Origin of the sequence: Pseudomonas sp. NPDC088322 (assembly GCF_044740745.1) — a bacterium.
In the GTDB taxonomy this organism is placed as follows: Bacteria; Pseudomonadota; Gammaproteobacteria; order Pseudomonadales; family Pseudomonadaceae; genus Aquipseudomonas; species Aquipseudomonas shirazensis.
Window position 1 is genome coordinate 1 of the sequence record NZ_JBIURK010000002.1, and the last position, 18,937, is coordinate 18,937.

Consider the following 18,937-nt stretch of genomic DNA (forward strand, 5'->3'; position numbering starts at 1 on the left):
AGCGCAGGGGCCGTATGTGGGAGCGAGCCCTTTTTTGGTTACTTTTTTGGGGCGTTTGCCAAAAAAGTGACTCGCCGTAAGGGCGAAAGGGGCCCTAACAGCCACCACAGAAAACGGCCATTAGCTGTTCTCCACGAAAGGCTAACTAGTAATCATCATCTAAAAAACAAAACCTGATAAAAATCAGTATATTAGAGCATAAACCTAAGCCAGCATCTAAAGTCGAAAGATCACGACCCAAGCAACTCCGGAGTATTGAAATTCGACAACCTGGGATCCCCCACAGCACAGTCCAACCCACAGCACCCCCCAACCCCCACCAGAGCCCGCTGCAAACTCCGTTCCCCCTCCAGCCAAGCCCGCCGCAACAACGGCAACACCCGCCGAGGCAAAACCGCAAACATCGGCTGCCAATACCCCCCCTGACGCACCATCGCCGGCAAATCCTGCCCAACCGCAAGCTCAAGCAAATCCTCGATCAGGCGACGGTCAATCAACGGCGCATCACACCCCAACACCACCACCCAGTCATGCCGAGCCACCGCCAACCCCGCAATTACCCCAGCCAAGGGCCCCGGATAATCCGCCTCGGCATCAGCCACCAACTGATCAGCATACCCACGGTACAGCTGTTGATTTCGGTTACAGGAAATCACCACATCATCGGTCAACGGCCGCACCACCCGCTGCACATGCGCCACCAACGGCTCCCCACGCCACTCCAGCAACCCTTTATCGCGCCCGCCCATACGCGCCCCCCGGCCACCGGCAAGGATCAATACAGAACAGGCAGGCAATCGCGCAGACATAAAAAAGGGCTCCTGGCAGTCAAGCCAGAAACCCTCCCATGTCACACCCAGCTTGTCCAGTCAGCCGCGCTCGCTTGCCTCAACGCCAGCCTTGCGTCGCCCAGCCAAGCGCATCACTACCACGAAGAACACCGGCACAAACACCACCGCCAGCGTCGCGCTGAGCATGCCGCCAATCACCCCGGTACCGATCGCCTGCTGGCTCGCCGAACTCGCACCGCTGGCAATCGCCAACGGCACCACGCCGAGAATGAACGCCAGCGACGTCATCACGATCGGCCGCAGCCGCAGCCTTGCCGCCTGTACCGCGGCATCAACCGGATCATGGCCCTGATCGACCAGGCTCTTGGCGAACTCGATGATCAGAATGGCGTTCTTCGCCGACAAGCCAATCAAGGTGATCAAACCAACCTTGAAGAACACGTCATTGGGCATGCCGCGCAGCGTTACTGCCAGCACTGCACCGAGCACGCCTAGCGGTACCACCAGCAGCACCGCAGTCGGGATCGACCAGCTCTCGTACAGCGCCGCCAGGCACAGGAACACGATCAGCAGCGACAAGGCCAGCAACAGCGGTGCCTGGCTGCCGGACAAGCGCTCCTGCAGCGACAGCCCCGTCCACTCCAGCGCAGTGCCGGCGGGCAATTGATCGACCAGGCGCTGCATTTCGTCCATGGCGTCACCTGAGCTGTAACCAGGCGCTGGCTCGCCGCTGATGGAAACCGCCGGATAACCGTTATAGCGGGTCAATTGCACCGGCCCGGTGACCCACTTGGCCTGTACGAACGCTGCCAGTGGCACCATCTTGCCGCTGTCATTGCGCACGTGGATCTTCAGCAAGTCCTCGACCTGGCTGCGCTGATCGCCTTCGGCCTGGACCACTACCCGTTGCATGCGGCCCTGGTTGGGGAAGTCGTTGACGTAGCTTGAGCCCACCGCGGTATCCAGCACTGAACCGATATCAGCGAACGAGATGCCCAGCGCGTTGGCCTGACGCCGGTCGATTTCAAGCTGAATCTGCGGGCTTTCTGCCAGCGACGACTCACGCACGTTGACCAGCAGCTTGCTCTTGCCGGCCTCGGCCAGGAGTTGGTCACGGGCGGCCATCAGTTGCGCATGGCCAAGGCCGCCGCGGTCCTGCAGGCGCAGCTCGAAGCCGGTCGACTCGCCGAGGCCGTCGATGGGCGGCGGCAGCACCGAGAACGCCACGGCGTCCTTGATCTGGCTGAACGCCTGATTGGCCCGGTCCGCGATGGCTTGCGCGCTGTCGGCAGCACCGCGCTCGGACCAGTCCTTGAGCGTGGTGAACGCCAACGCGGCATTCTGCCCGCTGCCTGAGAAGCTGAAGCCAAGAATCAACGTGGTATTGCCAACTCCAGCCTCGCCGCTGTTATGCGCCTCGATCTGCGCCGCCACCTGTTCGGTGCGGGCGCGGCTGGCGCCCGGCGGCAGTTGGATGTCGGTGATGGTGTAGCCCTGGTCTTCGGTCGGCAGAAACGCCGTCGGCAACTGGCTGAAGCCATATCCCAGCACCGCCAGCAACACGCCATACAGCAGCAGATAGCGACCGCTGCGCTTGAGCGCGTGCACCACCCAGCGCTGGTAACCGTCGCTCATGCGCTCGAAACGGCGATTGAACCAGCCAAAGAAGCCCTTGCTGGCGTGCTCGCCACCTTTGGCTACCGGCTTGAGCAGGGTCGCGCACAGGGCAGGGGTCAAGCTCAGGGCAAGGAAGGCCGAGAACAGGATCGACACCGCCATCGACACCGAGAACTGCTGGTAGATCACCCCCACCGAGCCTTGCATGAAGGCCATCGGCAGAAACACCGCGACCAGCACCAGGGTGATGCCGACAATGGCGCCGCTGATCTGGCCCATCGCCTTGCGTGTTGCCTGCTTGGGCGGCAGGCCTTCCTCGGCCATGATCCGCTCGACGTTTTCCACCACCACGATGGCGTCGTCGACTAGGATGCCAATGGCCAGAACCATGCCGAACAAAGTCAGCACGTTGATCGAGAACCCCATCGCCATCATCACGGCAAAGGTCCCCATCAGCGCCACCGGCACCACCAGGGTCGGGATCAGCGTGTAGCGGATGTTCTGCAGGAACAGGAACATCACCGCAAACACCAGCAGCATCGCCTCGAACAGGGTCGTGATGACCTGCTGGATCGAGACCTTGACGAATGGCGAGGTGTCATACGGGATGTCGTACTTGACCCCGGCCGGGAACAGCGGCGCCAGTTGCTCCATCTTTTCGCGAACCAGGGTCGCGGTCTGCATGGCGTTGGCGCCGGGCGACAGCTGCACGGCAAAGGCCGTGGACGGTTTGCCGTTAAGGCGCGTGCCGAACTGGTAGTCCTGCGCGCCGATCTCGACCCGGGCGACATCGCCGACGGTCACGCTGGAACCGTCCGGGTTGGCCCGCAGGACGATGTCGGCGAATTCCTGCGGCGTGCTCAGTTGGCCCTTGACCACCACGTTGGCAGTGATTTCCTGGGTTGGCCTGCTCGGCAGATCGCCAATGCTGCCGGGTGCCACCTGAGCATTCTGCGCGGCGATGGCCACCGAGACGTCGTTGGGCGTGAGGTTGAAGCCGATCAGCTTGGCCGGGTCGATCCAGATCCGCATGGCCCGTTCCGAGCCGTACAGCTGCGCCTTGCCAACACCCTTGAGGCGGCGGATCTCGTTCATCACGTTGCGCGCAAGGATGTCGCTGAGGGCAGTTTCATCGAGGCTGCCGTCCTCGGAGGTGAGGGTGGCCAGCAACAGGAAACCGGTCGAGACTTTTTCGACTTGCAAACCTTGCTGGGTGACCGGCCGCGGCAAGCGCGACTCGACCACCTTGAGGCGGTTCTGCACATCGACTTGAGCCAGGTCCGGCTGAGTCCCCGGCTCGAAGGTGGCGGTGATGGTGGCGCTGCCCAGGCTGCTTTGCGAGTTGAAATAGAGCAGGTTGTCGGCGCCGTTGAGCTCCTGCTCGATCAGGCTGACCACGCTCTCGTCCATGGTTGCAGCGGAAGCACCCGGGTAGACGGCATAGATCTCGATCTGTGGCGGCGCCACGTTGGGATACTGCGCCACCGGCAGCTTGGGAATGCTCAGCGCCCCCGCAAGCAGGATGAACAGCGCTACGACCCAGGCGAAAATCGGCCGGTCAATGAAAAACTGCGGCATGAATCAGGCCCTCACTGGCCGTTGTGCTGGACGATGGGGTTGGCGTCAGCTTTTGGGTCAACCCGCACCTGATCGCCGGCCTTGATGTGTTGCAGGCCTTCGATTACCACGCGGTCGCCAGGCTGCAGGCCTTCATTGACGATCCAGCGATCGCCCTGGGCATTGCCCAGGACCACTTCGCGGGCAACGACCTGGTCCTGCTGATCGACCAGCATGACTTTGGCCACGCCTGCGCTGTCACGCAGGATGGCCCGCTGCGGCACGCTGATGCCCTTGGGTTGTACCGCCTGCTCCAGGCGCACGCGCACGTAGCTGCCGGGCAGCAGGTCGAGGTCCGGGTTGGGGAATTCGCTGCGCAGGGTGATCTGGTTGGTGCTCGGGTCGACACTGATGTCCGAGAACAGCAGCTTGCCCGGCAGCGGATAGGCACTGCTGTCATCCTGAATCAGGGTGGCCTTGGCTTGATCCTCGCCGACCTGGCTTAGCTCACCGGCCCGCAGCGCCCGGCGCAGGGCGGTCAGCTCGCGGGTCGACTGGGTGACGTCGGCGTGGATCGGGTTCAATTGCTGGATCGTCGCCAGCGGCGTGCTTTCGTTCTGGCCGACCAGCGCGCCCTCGGTGACCAGCGCGCGGCCAATGCGCCCGGCAATCGGCGCGGTGACGGTAGCATAACCCAGGCTCAGCCGGGCGCGATCGAGCGCGGCTTTGGCCTGGGCAACTTCGGCGTCGGCTTGCAGCAAGGCGGCGTGGGCGTTGTCGTATTCCTGGCGGCTGACGGCCTTGTCGGCCACCAGCTCGCCGTAGCGTTGATCCTGCAGGCGCGCTTGATAGCGGGTCGCCTCGGCGCGGGCCAGGGTGGCGCGGGCGCTGTCGAGGTCTGCCTTGAACGGCGCCGGGTCGATCAGGAACAACACATCACCCTGTTTGACGTCGCTGCCCTCGCGATAAACCCGCTTGAGCACCACGCCAGCCACCCGTGCACGCACTTCGGCGGTGCGCGGGGCAAGGATGCGACCGCTCAGTTCGCTGGTGATCGCCAGCGGCTGGACCTGCACGGTCTCAACCCGCACCTGCGCCGGAGGCGCTTTGTCGTCTGGCTTGGCAGCGCTGTCGCAGCCGGCGAGCAGTACACCGAGCAGCGCCAAAGGCGCCAGATGGCGCAGGGGGAGTGTTGGATAGTTAGACATACGCAGCTTTCCGATAATGACCGGCGCTATGCTAAAGCACCTGGCCACTAATAAGCTGTGAAGCACTGTAGGGCGTATGTGAAAAAGTGTAAGGAAAACGGCTGCGGCTGCGTAGGATCTATATCCTCATTGCTTACTTCCCTCAGCCAAGTTACTTATGCCGAACATTCTTCTGGTTGAAGACGACAGCGCGTTGTCCGAACTGATTGCCAGCTACCTGCAGCGCAACGATTTCCACGTCACCGTCATTGCTCGCGGCGATCAGGTGCTGGACGAATGCCGGCGGCAGCGGCCTGATCTGGTCATCCTCGACCTGATGCTGCCCGGCCTGGATGGTTTGCAGGTATGCCGTTTGCTGCGCCAGGAATCACAGTGCCTGCCGATTCTCATGCTGACTGCCCGCGACGATAGCCACGACCAGGTGCTGGGCCTGGAAATGGGCGCTGACGATTATGTCAGCAAGCCCTGCGAGCCGCGGGTGCTGCTGGCCCGAGTACGCACCTTGCTGCGTCGCAGCAGCGTCAATGAACCGCACCTGGAAAGCGATGTGATCCAGGTCGGCGGGTTGCTTATCAATCTGGCCGAGCGCACGGTGAATTGGCGCGGCGAGGCAGTCGAGCTGTCCAGCGGTGAGTACAACCTGCTGGTGGTGCTGGCGCGCAACGCCGGTGAAGTGCTCAGCCGCGACCGCATCCTGCAACAGTTGCGGGGCATCGAGTTCAACGGCACCGATCGCTCGGTGGACGTGGCGATCTCCAAGCTGCGGCGCAGGTTCGACGACAACGCCGGCGAAGCGCGCAAAATCAAGACCGTGTGGGGCAAGGGTTACCTGTTCAGCCGCGGCGAATGGGAGTACTGAAGGCACCATGCTGAAGATTCTGGTACGCCTTTACCTGCTGATCATCGTTGCCTACGCCGGCGCGTTGTTGTTGATCCCCGATGCCATCGTCGGTGCTTTCCATGAACGTTTCATGGCCTTCAATCAAGACCAGGCCAGGGGCGTGCAAACCCTGATCGTGCGCCAGTTCCAGCAGGCACCGGCTGAGCAATGGCCGGCTGTCGAGCGTGAAGTGGCGGATATTTTCCGCCCTTTGCAGGTGCAACTGCTGCGCTGGGATCAGGCTGCGCTAACGGCGCCCGAACGCGAGCGCCTGCAGGCAGGCTTGCATGTTGTGCGCCTGGGCGACTGGGGTTACTACCGAACGGCAATGGCGGCGCTGAACAGCGAGTGGCTGGTAAGCCTGCACAGCCCGCCCGATCCGGTGGACATCAACCTGCTGTCCTGGGGCGTGACCGTGCTGATCGGTGCCGCCTTGCTCGGCTGCCTGTTGGGCTGGGTGTGGCCACACTGGCGGGATCTGCAGCGGCTCAAGAAAACCGCGCGGCGTCTCGGCGAAGGGCAACTAACCGCGCGCACGCAGATATCTGCGCGCTCCAACATCGGTGAACTGGCCGGTGTGTTCGACACCATGGCCAGCGACCTGGAGCGGCACGTCAACGAACAACGTGAACTGCTCAATGCCGTCTCGCACGAACTGCGCACGCCGCTGACCCGGCTGGATTTTGGTCTGGTGTTGCTGTTTGACGAAGTGCCGCCAGCCAACCGCAAGCGCTTGCTGGAGCTGGTCGGCCACGTTCGCGAGCTGGATGAGCTGGTCCTTGAGTTGTTGTCCTACAGCCGGCTGCAAACCGCCGGGCAGGCCAACGAACGGGTGGAAGTGTCGCTGCTGGAGCTGGTCGACAGCGTCCTTGGCGGTTTTGCCGAGGAGCTTGATAGCCGTGGTGTTCAGTGGGAAGTCAAAGCTGACGCCAACCTGCCGCGCTTTGTCCTCGACCCGCGCCTGACCGCCCGCGCCGTGCAAAACCTAGTACGCAATGCCATGCGTTATTGCGACGAAAAGCTGCTGCTGCGCCTGCGCCTGGAGGACGGCGCTTGTCTGCTTACGGTTGAGGACGACGGCATCGGCATCCCGCAGGAGGAGCGCGAGCGGATCTTCCAGCCGTTCTATCGGCTGGACCGCAGCCGCGATCGCAATAGCGGCGGCTTTGGCCTGGGCCTGGCGATCAGCCGGCGGGCAATCGAGGGGCAGGGCGGCACACTTACGGTTGCCCAGTCGGCGCTCGGCGGGGCGCAGTTCCGCATACGCTTGCCGGCGGCTTGAACATCGCCGGCAAGCGGCGTACCGTTTGCGGGCCGTTTCTCCCAGGAGTCGTACATGCAAGGCAAGGCCCGCAAGATCGTTCAGGCCATCTGCTACGAAGTCATCGCCGTGGCCTGTGTAGCCCCCGCCCTGGCGCTGATGTTCGATGCCGGCATGGCCCACTCGACGGCGCTGTCGGTGCTTATGTCCGGGGTTGCGATGAGCTGGAACATGGCCTTCAACTGGGCGTTCGAGCGCTGGGAGGCGCGCCAGGCCAAACGCAAGCGCACTGTCCTGCGGCGCATCCTCCACGCACTGGGCTTTGAAGGCGGGCTGGTTGTGTTGTTGCTGCCACTGGTGGCGTACTGGCTGGATATCAGCCTGTGGGCGGCATTGCTCACCAACCTGGCGCTGTTCGCGTTTTTCTTCGTCTATGCGTTCGTGTTCCAGTGGGGCTTCGACAAGGTCTTCGATGTGCCGCTCTCGGCGCAGCAAGCCAAGTGTTGACGGCTTGTAGCGCAACAGGATAAGTTCCTTACCCATGAATACCTTCCCGCAGCGTCGCGCCCTGAACATTATTATTACCGCCATTATCGGATTGGCGGGCTAGCGCGTACGTGCACCTAACCCGCCCTGGAGGCGGGTTTGTTTTCTCTGACTCCTGGGCAATACCGCAACCACCAGGAGTCATCGATGACCAATCTCAACGTCAACCCGCGTCTCACGCCCGCGCAACTGCTAACCGAGCAAGTGCGGCGTATTCTTGCTGCGCCGGTGTATGACCTGGCCATTGAAACTCCACTGCAAGGCGCTGCGGCGCTGTCGGCCAGCCTTGGCAACCAAGTCCTGCTCAAGCGCGAAGACCTGCAACCGACGTTCTCCTTCAAGATCCGCGGCGCTTACACCCGCCTGTCGCGCCTGACCGCAGCCCAGCGCGAGCGCGGCGTGATCACCGCTTCTGCCGGCAACCATGCTCAGGGCGTCGCCCTGGCCGCTGCCCATCTGGGTTTGCAGGCAACTATCGTCATGCCCACCACCACGCCAACCCTGAAGATCGAGGGTGTGCGTTCGCGCGGCGGTAATGTGGTGTTGCATGGCGAAAGCTTCCCCCATGCGCTGGCCCACGCGCTGCGCTTGGCCGACGAGCATGGCGCGACCTTCGTGCCGCCGTTCGACGACCCTGATGTAATCGCCGGGCAAGGCACCGTAGCCATGGAAATCCTCCGCCAGCAGCCGGGCGCGCTGGATGCGATCTTCGTGCCGGTGGGTGGCGGTGGCCTGATCGCCGGCATTGCTGCCTACGTCAAATACCTGCGCCCCGAGATCAAGGTGATCGGCGTCGAACCGCACGATTCCAACTGCCTGCAAGCGGCACTGGCGGCGGGCGAACGGGTGATCCTGCCCCAGGTCGGCACCTTTGCCGATGGTGTGGCGGTGGCGCAGATCGGCGCGCACTGCTTTGAGCTATGCCGGCACTTTGTCGATGAAGTGATCACCGTCAGCAGCGACGAGCTGTGTGCGGCAATCAAGGACATCTATGACGACACCCGCTCGATCACCGAGCCATCCGGCGCGCTGGCCGTGGCCGGGATCAAGAAATACGTCGCCCGCGAGGGCGCAAAAGGGCAAACGCTGGTGGCGATCGACTCCGGCGCCAACGTCAACTTCGACCGCCTGCGCCATGTTGCCGAGCGGGCCGAGCTGGGTGAGCAGCGCGAGGCGATCATTGCCGTGACCATTCCCGAGCAGCCCGGCAGCTTCCGCGCCTTCTGCCAAGCGCTGGGCAAGCGCCAGATCACTGAGTTCAACTACCGCTTTTACCCAGGCAAGGAAGCCCGCCTGTTCGTGGGCGTGCAGACCCACCCGCTGACTGACCCTCGCGAGCAGTTGTTGGCCAGCTTGAGCGGGCAGGGCTATCAGGTGCTCGACCTGACCGACAACGAACTGGCCAAGCTGCATGTGCGCCATACCGTCGGCGGGCACGCTGCCCCAGGCAGCAATGAGCGGGTGCTGCGCTTCGAGTTCCCGGAGCGGCCAGGGGCGTTGATGGGCTTCCTCGAGCGCCTGGGCAAACGCTGGAACATCAGTCTGTTCCACTACCGCAACCATGGTGCCGCCGAAGCGCGGGTGTTCGCCGCGCTGGAAGTCCCCGACGAGGAGCTGGCAGGCCTGCCGGCTGCGCTGGATGAGATGGGTTACCGCTACTGGGACGAGACCGATAACCCTGCCTATCGGTTATTCCTCGGCTAGACCGATAGTCGGTCTGCCTGGCGGATTGATCGTTGCTATGGATCAACACTGTGGGCCGCGATTGGGCAGATTCTCAAGGTAGACAGACCTTGAGGATCCGCCCCCATGAGCAGCACCTTTTTCATCCCCGCCGTGAATATCATGGGCATTGATTGCCTGGACGAAGCGATGACTGCCATCGCTGGCTACGGCCTGCGCAAGGCATTGATCGTCACCGACCAGGGCCTGGCCCGGGCTGGCGTTGCCGAGCGCATTGCCGGCCTGCTCGCCATGCGTGATATCGATGCCGTGGTGTTTGACGGCGCGCGGCCCAACCCAACCATTGCCAACGTCGAAGCAGGCCTGGCCGTGTTGCAACGTGAACACTGCGACTGCATCGTCTCGCTGGGCGGCGGGTCGCCCCACGACTGCGCCAAGGGCATCGCCCTGTGCGCTACCAATGGTGGGCGGATCAGTGACTACGAAGGGGTTGACCGCTCGACCAAGCCGCAACTGCCGCTGATTGCGATCAACACCACCGCCGGCACCGCCAGCGAAATGACCCGTTTCTGCATCATCACCGACGAAGCCCGTCATGTGAAAATGGCCATTGTCGACCGCAATGTGACGCCGATCCTCTCGGTCAACGACCCGGCGCTGATGGTTGCCATGCCCAAGGGCCTGACTGCAGCCACCGGCATGGATGCCCTGACTCACGCCATCGAAGCCTACGTTTCCACCGCTGCCACGCCGATTACCGACGCCTGCGCGCTAAAAGCCATCAGCCTGATCAGCGACAACCTGCGCCAGGCCGTCGCCGATGGCAGCGACCTGCAGGCGCGGGAGAACATGGCCTACGCGCAGTTCCTGGCAGGCATGGCCTTCAACAATGCGTCGTTGGGGTTCGTGCATGCCATGGCGCACCAACTCGGCGGCTTGTATGACTTGCCCCATGGCGTGTGCAATGCGGTGCTGCTGCCGCACGTGCAGCGCTTCAACGCCAAGGTCAGCTCGCCGCGTTTGCGCGACGTCGCCAAGGCGATGGGGATCAAGGTGTGTGGGCTGGATGCAGAGCAAGGCGCTGGCGCAGCGATTTCGGCGATCGAGCACCTGGCCGTGGCGGTTGGCATTCCTGCAGGCCTGGCAGAACTCGGCGCGCGTATGCAGGACGTGCCGCTGCTGGCTGAAAATGCGTTGAAGGACGCCTGTGGCGTGACCAACCCGCGCACCGCCAGCCAGGCGGAAATCGAAGCAATCTTCCGCGCGGCGTTCTGAGCTGTTCCAGCGCGGCCTGGCCCCACGCGGGGCCAGGCCGTTTCAGCGCTCGCGCATGAAAAACCCGGCGACAAACTTGCGGAAGGTCTCCAGGCTTTTGAAGTCGGCGTAACGCTTGAAGTGCTCGGTGTCGGGCTCCGGCCCGACCGGCTGTTCCAGCAGTGACACTGACAACACCCGGTCCTGATCCGAGGTCAGCACCAGCTCATCCATCACCTGGCCTCCAATCACCGGGCGGCGCATCAGCACCTTGACCCCTTTGCTGGCCATCCAGTCGATCAGCGACACCAACGCCTTGAGCGGTTCACGTTCTTCGTCGCGGTACACCGGGAACAGATGCGCGCGTGACAGCACCGGCACGCTGGCAACGTGGATCAACTCATAGAAGTTGCTCCCGGCAGTGGCCGGCGAGTACAGCGCCAGGGCCAGCAGCGGACCGCTGGTGCGGTTGCCACCCCAGTACAGATGATGGCCCTGGAAGTCGAAGCCATCCTCACTGCGGGGATTGAACAGCTTGCGCCCCTTGATCTGGTCGACGCAGTCGAGCAGCAAGCCATGCCGACGGTGATTGCCGAACACCGTCGCCTCACGCAGGCGTGCTTTGAGCATCATCATGTGCTTCATGTCCAGCCGCGTTTCCAAATAGTTGCTGGCCGGCACGCGCTCGAGCAATGGGTAACGGCTGGCCACGCTGCGCAGCTCGGCGAACTGCGCGGTGAGGTCCTTTTTCAGGTGGCTGGCATAGACGTTGAGGCCGCTGATTTCGATCCAGGTCAGCAGCAGCGACAGTAGGTGCTGTTGTGCCCGGCGTTCGGCAGCCTCGTTGACCGGGCCGGCGGGGCCTTGCTCGCTGGCCTTGCGGAAGTCGCCAATCAGGCCCAGCGGCGTGTCCGGCGCTAGCCACGCGGGCGGCGGTGTGCTCTCGTGGCGGCTCTGTTCAGCCTCGCGCTCATCCTTGCTGAACGGGCAGCCAGGGGTATGTTCGGGGGTGTCCGGATTATTGCGCAGGACCAGCCTGCCAGTATCGCCATTGAGGGCAATGTTAAGCACTGGCAAGGCGTCCTTGCGACAGTCACAGGCCAGCCACTGGTTGGCGCTGCGCACCTTCATCAGCATCTGATTGGCCTGCAGCACCGCCGGCCCGGTCAGGCTGCCGGCAGCAAAGCCTGCCAGCAGTTCTTCCTCGGCCAGGGTCAGGCTTCGCACCAGGCTGGCGTTTTTTTCGATGATTCGCATGTGGAGCAGCTCCCAGCTACAAGCCCCAAGCTTCAAGCAAAGCGCGGCTGCTTTCAACTTGAAGCTGGAGGCCGACCCCTTGCAGGCGGCTAGAAGATGTAATCGGTGGTCAGGAAGCTCGACTGGCGATTACGGATGATCTCGCTGATCAGCTCCTTGTTGGCCTCCTGGAACTTGGTGGCTACCAAGGTACGGATCGAGAATACCCGCAGTGCGTCGTGCACCGACAAGGTGCCTTCAGCGCTGTTCTTGCGCCCGTTGAAAGGGTAGGTGTCCGGCCCGCGTTGGCACTGCGCATTGAGGTTGATCCGGCCAACCTGATTGGCGAAGGTATCGACCAGGCTGCCAATGGTGGCCGGGTCATTGCCGAACAGGCTGAGCTGTTGACCGTAGTCGGAGTCGAGCACGTACTCGATCACCGTCTCCAGGTCGCGGTACGGCACCACCGGTACAACCGGGCCAAACTGCTCTTCTTGATAGACGCGCATGTCGGCGCTGACCGGGTAGAGCAGGGCAGGGAAGAAGAACGAACCGCGGCTCTGGCCACCACCTTCATTGAGCACCCGTGCACCTTTGCCAGTGGCATCGGCAACTAGGGCGTTGAGGTAGTCGACCTTGCCGTGCTCGGGCAGCGGCGTCAGCGCCACACCCGGGGCCCACGGCATGCCAGGCTTGAGGGCAGCCAGTTTACGCTGGAACTTGTCGAGGAACGCGTCGACCACATCCTCGTGCACGAACAGGATCTTCAACGCGGTGCAACGCTGGCCGTTGAACGACAACGCGCCGGTGACGGCTTCGTCGACTGCATTGTCGAGGTCGACCTGGGGCAGCACGATGCCTGGGTTCTTGGCATCCAGGCCCAACGCTGCGCGCAGGCGGTGCGGGCGCGGGTGGAGTTTTTTCAGGTCGCTGGCGGCCTTGTGCGTACCGATAAAGGCGAACACATCGACCTTGCCGCTGGCCATCAACGCGCTGACGGTTTCTCGCCCGCGGCCGTAGATCACGTTGATCACCCCCGGCGGGAAGCTGTCGCGGAACGCTTCCAGCAGCGGCCTGATCAGAAGCACGCCGAACTTGGCCGGTTTGAACACCACGGTATTGCCCATGATCAACGCCGGGATCAGCGTGGTGAAGGTCTCGTTCAACGGGTAGTTGTAGGGCCCCATGCACAACGCTACGCCCAGCGGCGCGCGCCGGATCTGGCCGAGCGTGCCTTGCTCGAGCTCGAAGCGGCTGGAGCGTCGGTCGAGGTCTTTCAGGGCATTGATGGTATCGACGATGTAATCGCAGGTGCGGTCGAACTCCTTCTCGGAATCCTTGAGGTTCTTGCCGATTTCCCACATCAGCAGCTTGACCACCGCCGTGCGTTGCTCGCGCATCCGGTCAAGGAACGCCTGCACATGCTCGATCCGCTCGGCCACACGCATGGTCGGCCAGGCACCGCGGCCTTTGTCGTAAGCGTGGACTGCAGCGTCCAGCGCCGTCAGTGCAGTGTCGGCGTCCAGCAACGGTGCGCTGCCGAGGATGACTTGCTGCTCTTCATCGCCATGCTTGAGCCAGATCGGGCTGCGCACGGTGGCCAGCGGGCCAGGCCACTGGCGCAGTTCGCCATTGACCAGATAATCGCGTTGCTCCAGCGGCGGCCCGAGGCGCCAGGCCTCGGGGATGTCATCGGCGGTTGGAAACAACGAATCGAGCAGACTGTCCATGAATACTGCACCTCACGATTAGTGTATGGGTGAAACGCTTCAGCTGTCCGAGCATGCGCCCGCACGAGGAAAAACACCAGTCTGGCTCAACATTGCCCAACCTGCGCCGATACACAATCAATCGACCTGCGACCGCGCATTCATGATCAGTGCTTTCCTCGACCAAGATCCCTCAGTGCCCGCCGCCAACCCGGTGCGGCGCGGTATCAACCGCCTGTTGCCGGTAGGCTTTGCCTTGATCGGTATTGGTCTGTCAGTTTTGCTGGGCCGCATAGACATGCAGCGCCAGGAGCTCGAGCAGGTGGCGCATGTGGCTACACAATTATCGGGGGTGAGGGTCGCTCTTGAGGCGCAGTTGCGCGCTGCGTTTGGCGAGACCGAGGGCATCGCCCAGCTGATCACGGCCGATGGCGTGATCAGCGCCGAGCACTTTCGAGGCATGGCGCGTGAGGCGCTGGCCTCGGTGCCGTACATGCGCCATGTGGCCCTGGCCCCAGGCGATGTGATCAATGACGTGCACCCACGTGGGGGCAATCTGTCCGTCATTGGCCTGGACTACCATACCCTGCCTGACCAATACGCCATGCTCGAGCTCGCCCGGCAACGGCAACAGCCTGTACTGGCCGGCCCGGTCAAGCTCCACCAGGGCGGTGAAGCGCTGATTTACCGGCGCCCGGTGTTCGTCAACGGCAAGCGTGGGGTCAAATTCTACTGGGGCAATGTCTCTACCGTTGCCGATATCGACCGTTTGCTGCAGGCCGCCGGTATCGGCCCGGAACTGCCGATTGACCTGGCCGTGCGCGGCAGCGACGGTAAAGGTGCCGAAGGCGGCATGATCTGGGGCAATGCCGGGCTGTTCAAGGAGCCGCTGCTGACGCAGACCGTCGAGGTGCCGGGTGGCCGTTGGCAATTGGTCGCCGAACCTCGCGAAGGTTGGCCTGCGCTGGCCTTGTTCACTTCGCCGCTGTTCCTGTTCGCCCTGAGTTTTACCGGCTTGTTCAGCTTGTTCGTTGCTCAGCTCAACCGTAGCCGGCGTCTGCTGCAACGGCGTAACCGCGAGCTGCGCGAGTCGCAGGCGCAGCTTGTGCGGCTGGCCCACTACGACACCATTACCGGGCTGCCCAACCGAGTGTTGTTCCAGCAGCAGTTGGCCGCTGCCATCAATCAAGGCCATGGCCTGGCTGTATTGATGCTGGACATCGACGGCTTCAAGCAGGTCAACGACAGCCTCGGCCACGCGATGGGCGACCTGTTGTTGCAACAGGCTACGGCGCGGTTTCTGCAAGAGCTGAACAAAGGCGATCGGGTTTGCCGCATGGGCGGTGATGAGTTCGTGTTCATGCTGCAGGGCAGCCAGAGCCAGGTCAGCCAGCAGGTGCAGGGGATCCTGCGGGCGTTGCAGCGGCCCTTCGATCTCAACGGCAACGCGGCGCTGGTCACCGGTAGCATCGGCCTGGCCTGGTGCCCGCAGCAGGGCAATGATGTCGACAGCCTGCTGCGTCATGCCGACACCGCGATGTACGTCGCCAAGGAAAACGGCCGCAATGCCTGGCGCCCTTACCATCCGGACATGACTGCACGCCTGCAGCAGCGTCTGGAGATGGAGCGCAACCTGCGCCGCGCCTTGCAGGACAATGAATTCGAGTTGTGGTATCAGCCCAAGATCGATCTGTTCAGCGGCCGGGTAGAAGGCGTCGAAGCGCTGCTGCGCTGGCGTGATCCGGTGCATGGTCTGGTGGCGCCGGGCGAGTTCGTGCCTTTGGCCGAGCAGACCGGTTTGATCATCCCGCTGGGCGAGCGCGTGTTGGAACTGGCCTGCGCGCAGTTGGCCAGCTGGCGCAACACAGACTGCTTGCCAGGACCGCTGGCCATCAACGTTGCGGCGCTGCAGATCGAGCGCAGTGATTACGTCAGCAGCCTGGCCGGCGCTTTGGCCAGTCATGGGCTGCCAGCGCAGTTGCTGGAAGTGGAAATTACCGAAAGCCTGTTGATGGAGAGCCAACAACAGGCCTGCGCCGTGCTCGCGCAACTGCAGGCAATGGGCGTGGCGACTGCAGTCGATGACTTCGGTACCGGCTACTCATCCTTGGCCTATCTGCGCTCGCTGCCCATCGATCACCTGAAGATCGATCGTGCGTTCATCAAGGACCTGCCTGACGATGATGACGCGGTAGCCGTTGCCCGGGCAATTATCGACCTGGGCCATGCCTTGGGTTTCCGGATCACCGGTGAGGGGATCGAAACCCAGGCGCAGTACGACTTCCTGCGCAACGCAGGTTGCGATCAGGGGCAAGGGTATCTGATGGCGCGGCCGATGCCCGCAGCCGCCCTGCAGGCGTGGCTGGCAGCGCGTCAACGCAGCCCAGTCAGTACAACCTGAAAGATAAAATTTGACGCCATAAAAGCATGCGCCATGCTGTCAAAATGCCGCTTGCAAAGGGGCTACCTTGCATCTTTAATTGTTACCAATTATGAGTGCGAAGTCATACAGCTATTGCATTAACTTTCAATAAGTTAGGCGCGTTTTCCTGCGCGTTGATGATGACCCTGCGTTTTGCCTGGATGGCTTTTGCCAAGGACATTGAAGAAGACATGAAAGAGAACCTGCAGGCAGTTGCTCGAAAATTCATCTCTCCCTCAATGCGCTACGAGATGCGGCATGTCTCGAATCGGTTACGTGATGTGCTCAGCCGTGCCTGTGTCTGGCGCTGGGAAGTCAGCCGCTTTCGGCTCAAGCAAGAGAGCCCTTATCAGATCCTCTACATCGGCAGAAAGCAGCAGCGCGAAATGGCCAAGCTGTTGATTGCCGGCAAGGGCCAGGCCGCTGTCGCCGAAACGTACGCGGTGGCGCGGTCAGGTGGCGCCGATCAAACCGTGGTGATCAGCGAAATGCCCACCAGCGGCGCGTTGTCGGTGCCGCATTATCTGAGCGCCGTGGTGCCGCTGGGTCGTCCCCTGGAAGACATCACCGCCCGCTATGACAGCGAACTACGCCGCAGCATTCGCAAGCACCGGCCGCTGTACCAGATGCGCCAGACTCTCGACGATGCTGAGATCGCCATGGCTGACCGTGAGCTGTTGCGTCCGTACGCCACTGCTCGCCAGGGTATTCATGCTGCCCAGTTTGCCACTGAAGAGGTGTTTCGCATTGCCAAGGGTGTTGGCCGCCTGGACCTGATCACGCTGGGCGACGACGTGGTCGCCTGCCATCTTGGCTGCGAAATCACTCGCGGCGGCAAGCGCTACTGGAGCACCCTGCGCTTTGGTTACTGCGAAGCGATATTCAGCGATGCCAAGAAGCTGCGTGAGGTCAATTCCATCACCACCTACATGGCCCTCGAATGGGCGTTGGCCAATGGTTATGACTATTACGACATTGGCCTGTGCCTGGCGCGTCCAGATGATGGTCTGCTCAAGTGGAAGCGGCGGCGGGGCGGGGATGTCGATTCGCTGGGTAATCATGCCTATATGTTTGTGCGCTTGCCCAAGACGGGAGCCGCACAGTTTCTCTGGGATACGCCCCTGTTCGCGGTCGAGGGCAACAAATTGACGTTGCACCTGGGGCTGCCCGAAGGGCCCAGTGATGACGAGGTCGCCAGCCGCTACCACGAGATGGTGTTCGGCGGGCTGCACAAGATCTACCTGTACGGCGGCCACGGCCATGGCGAAGGGTTTTTGCAGACCCTGCGCAGCCGCTATGCCAGCTTGCAATCGCCCCCCACGATGGAGCGGGTTGTGTCCACCTAACGGCCGCTAGTCAGGACGAATTGGCGCACCAACCTGTGTTGAACCCGTCCTGTGGGAGGAGGCTTCATGCCAAGCAATATCTCGAATTTCAGTGGCCAGCCAGCCTCGCGCCAGCACACCTGGACGCTTGCCGCATATCGGAACATTGCCCGGCAAAAGTTGGCGCGGTCAGCTGCCAGATCCCTGCAGAGCCTTGCGCTAAAGAGCTGGGACATCGCCCCGGGTGAGCGCACCATCACGCCACCGGCAATTTGCCTGCCTGATCAAATGCAGCGGGTAACCGGCTGGGAGTCGCGTTTTTTCCCCTATGTGCATCCCGGCCCGACCATGGCCGGCGGCATCCAGGTCGAACATGGCCCCACCCGGGGCTATTTGCTCAAGGATGTCTGGCTTATCGATGGCGTTCTGTACAAGGACAACGCCAGCCTGTGGCTGTCGGCCAAGCCGCGCACCCTTCCCGGGATCACGGTGGAGCACGAGATCGAGCGCGCAGCGATCTACTGCACGCAGAATGGTAATTCGTGGTTTGGCACCTGGCTGATGGAAGACTGCGTGACCTATGCGCTGGCATGCGATGAGGGAGTGCCGGTAACGACTGCGCCCTCGGCACGCTTGCCGCTGTTCACTCAGGCGCCGCCCTATGAAGCCTGGTTGGGGATGAACCCGCTGCGCCTGCACACGGCCTTCTTCCGCGAGCTGGTCCTGTTCGATGACCAGAGCCACAACCGCAGCCGGCATGCACGCTATCGCGCCATGGGCGACAAGTTGCTATCCCATGTCAGCCATGCGCCGCATCCGGGTGTGTTCTTGCTGCGCGGCGGCGCTGGCGAGCTGCGCCTGCTGCGCAACGAACTGGCGATTGCCGAGCACCTGCGCACTCAGTATGGCTTTCGCGTCATTGACCCGCTGCGCAACGATGTGCCCACCATTGTGGCGGCGTGCGCGGGTGCCAGGATTGTTGCGGGTGTCGAAGGCAGCCAGCTCGTCCACGGCGTCAACGTATTGCGAGAGGGCGGAACCATCCTGACCCTGCAACCACCCAACCGTTTTGTCAGTTATTACAAATACTTGGCAGATCGCGATGGGCAACATTTCGCGTTTGTCGTCGGTCAGCCAGAAGGTGACGGCTTTATTATCGATAGGGATGAACTTGACCGAACTCTCGATCTGCTGCCAGCAGGCTAATACCCCGTTGCCTGGCAATTGTGCAAGTGGATGTCTATTTGGCACGTGTTAGATGCAATTGATTACATTGCCTTCTCGTTTATGAAACACCTGCAGAAAATATATATCGCCAAGCGGAATAACCGCGCCGCGTTTGCTAACCAGTTAAACTCTGAATTGCGCCTGCGCAATGGTCCATTGACGCGAAATGTTCGCGTTACAGCGGGCATCACGCCCCGCTTTTACCGCGGAGATTAGCGAAC

General features: G+C 62.3%; 13 protein-coding genes. 8 read left to right on the plus strand and 5 right to left on the minus strand.

Going from position 1 to position 18,937, the window contains the following annotated elements:
- Window positions 1-230 precede the first annotated feature (230 nt).
- The 3 genes from mobA to ACIOAU_RS04250 are packed head-to-tail and all read right to left on the minus strand — an operon-like array spanning window position 231 to window position 5,173.
- A complete protein-coding gene (gene mobA / locus ACIOAU_RS04240; RefSeq protein WP_401180188.1) occupies window positions 231-809 on the minus strand; it encodes a molybdenum cofactor guanylyltransferase MobA in 579 nt (192 codons plus the stop codon).
- 60 nt (window positions 810-869) lie between these two features.
- A complete protein-coding gene (locus ACIOAU_RS04245) occupies window positions 870-3,986 on the minus strand; it encodes an efflux RND transporter permease subunit (RefSeq protein ID WP_101319623.1) in 3,117 nt (1,038 codons plus the stop codon).
- Between the two features lie 11 nt (window positions 3,987-3,997).
- On the minus strand, window positions 3,998-5,173 hold the full coding sequence (locus ACIOAU_RS04250) for an efflux RND transporter periplasmic adaptor subunit (protein WP_401180191.1): 1,176 nt from the start codon (window positions 5,171-5,173) through the stop codon (window positions 3,998-4,000).
- 157 nt (window positions 5,174-5,330) lie between these two features.
- On the opposite strand from ACIOAU_RS04250, the gene ACIOAU_RS04255 reads away from it, so the two are divergent.
- From ACIOAU_RS04255 to yiaY, 5 genes are all read left to right on the plus strand, one after another.
- The gene (locus ACIOAU_RS04255; RefSeq protein ID WP_101319619.1) at window positions 5,331-6,032 is read left to right on the plus strand and encodes a response regulator transcription factor; all 702 of its coding nucleotides are present in this window, start codon (window positions 5,331-5,333) and stop codon (window positions 6,030-6,032) included.
- A 7-nt stretch (window positions 6,033-6,039) separates the two neighbouring features.
- Window positions 6,040-7,335, plus strand: a complete 1,296-nt coding sequence (locus ACIOAU_RS04260; protein ID WP_401180195.1) for an ATP-binding protein — start codon at window positions 6,040-6,042, stop codon at window positions 7,333-7,335.
- 54 nt (window positions 7,336-7,389) lie between these two features.
- Window positions 7,390-7,821, plus strand: a complete 432-nt coding sequence (locus ACIOAU_RS04265; protein WP_103437398.1) for a PACE efflux transporter — start codon at window positions 7,390-7,392, stop codon at window positions 7,819-7,821.
- 186 nt (window positions 7,822-8,007) lie between these two features.
- Window positions 8,008-9,564, plus strand: a complete 1,557-nt coding sequence (ilvA, locus tag ACIOAU_RS04270) for a threonine ammonia-lyase, biosynthetic (RefSeq protein ID WP_401180199.1) — start codon at window positions 8,008-8,010, stop codon at window positions 9,562-9,564.
- 105 nt (window positions 9,565-9,669) lie between these two features.
- A complete protein-coding gene (yiaY, locus tag ACIOAU_RS04275) occupies window positions 9,670-10,818 on the plus strand; it encodes an L-threonine dehydrogenase (protein WP_150569198.1) in 1,149 nt (382 codons plus the stop codon).
- Window positions 10,819-10,860: 42 nt separating this feature from the next.
- Here yiaY and ACIOAU_RS04280 read toward each other — a convergent pair whose 3' ends face one another.
- Window positions 10,861-12,054 carry a hypothetical protein gene (locus ACIOAU_RS04280; protein ID WP_101319609.1) on the minus strand — a complete coding sequence of 398 codons (1,194 nt, stop codon included), beginning with the start codon at window positions 12,052-12,054 and terminating at the stop codon, window positions 10,861-10,863.
- Window positions 12,055-12,143: 89 nt separating this feature from the next.
- A complete protein-coding gene (locus tag ACIOAU_RS04285; RefSeq protein WP_401180204.1) occupies window positions 12,144-13,763 on the minus strand; it encodes an NADP-dependent glyceraldehyde-3-phosphate dehydrogenase in 1,620 nt (539 codons plus the stop codon).
- 175 nt (window positions 13,764-13,938) lie between these two features.
- Here ACIOAU_RS04285 and ACIOAU_RS04290 point away from each other — a divergent pair, with 175 nt between their 5' ends.
- From ACIOAU_RS04290 to ACIOAU_RS04300, 3 genes are all read left to right on the plus strand, one after another.
- Complete coding sequence (locus ACIOAU_RS04290) at window positions 13,939-16,143, plus strand: putative bifunctional diguanylate cyclase/phosphodiesterase (RefSeq protein WP_401180207.1); 2,205 nt, start codon at window positions 13,939-13,941, stop codon at window positions 16,141-16,143.
- 212 nt (window positions 16,144-16,355) lie between these two features.
- Window positions 16,356-17,510, plus strand: coding sequence for a hypothetical protein (locus ACIOAU_RS04295; RefSeq protein WP_401181074.1), 1,155 nt, complete (start codon window positions 16,356-16,358; stop codon window positions 17,508-17,510).
- 66 nt (window positions 17,511-17,576) lie between these two features.
- Complete coding sequence (locus ACIOAU_RS04300; RefSeq protein WP_401180210.1) at window positions 17,577-18,695, plus strand: glycosyltransferase family 61 protein; 1,119 nt, start codon at window positions 17,577-17,579, stop codon at window positions 18,693-18,695.
- Window positions 18,696-18,937: the final 242 nt, after the last annotated feature.

Excerpts from the sequence above, each read along its gene's own strand:
- mobA (WP_401180188.1), bottom strand. The coding sequence starts at position 809 with ATGTCTGCGCGATTGCCTGCCTGTTCTGTATTGATCCTTGCCGGTGGC.
- ACIOAU_RS04245 (WP_101319623.1), bottom strand. The coding sequence starts at position 3,986 with ATGCCGCAGTTTTTCATTGACCGGCCGATTTTCGCCTGGGTCGTAGCG.
- ACIOAU_RS04250 (WP_401180191.1), bottom strand. The coding sequence starts at position 5,173 with ATGTCTAACTATCCAACACTCCCCCTGCGCCATCTGGCGCCTTTGGCG.
- ACIOAU_RS04255 (WP_101319619.1), top strand. The coding sequence starts at position 5,331 with ATGCCGAACATTCTTCTGGTTGAAGACGACAGCGCGTTGTCCGAACTG.
- ACIOAU_RS04260 (WP_401180195.1), top strand. The coding sequence starts at position 6,040 with ATGCTGAAGATTCTGGTACGCCTTTACCTGCTGATCATCGTTGCCTAC.
- ACIOAU_RS04265 (WP_103437398.1), top strand. The coding sequence starts at position 7,390 with ATGCAAGGCAAGGCCCGCAAGATCGTTCAGGCCATCTGCTACGAAGTC.
- ilvA (WP_401180199.1), top strand. The coding sequence starts at position 8,008 with ATGACCAATCTCAACGTCAACCCGCGTCTCACGCCCGCGCAACTGCTA.
- yiaY (WP_150569198.1), top strand. The coding sequence starts at position 9,670 with ATGAGCAGCACCTTTTTCATCCCCGCCGTGAATATCATGGGCATTGAT.
- ACIOAU_RS04280 (WP_101319609.1), bottom strand. The coding sequence starts at position 12,054 with ATGCGAATCATCGAAAAAAACGCCAGCCTGGTGCGAAGCCTGACCCTG.
- ACIOAU_RS04285 (WP_401180204.1), bottom strand. The coding sequence starts at position 13,763 with ATGGACAGTCTGCTCGATTCGTTGTTTCCAACCGCCGATGACATCCCC.
- ACIOAU_RS04295 (WP_401181074.1), top strand. The coding sequence starts at position 16,356 with ATGAAAGAGAACCTGCAGGCAGTTGCTCGAAAATTCATCTCTCCCTCA.
- ACIOAU_RS04300 (WP_401180210.1), top strand. The coding sequence starts at position 17,577 with ATGCCAAGCAATATCTCGAATTTCAGTGGCCAGCCAGCCTCGCGCCAG.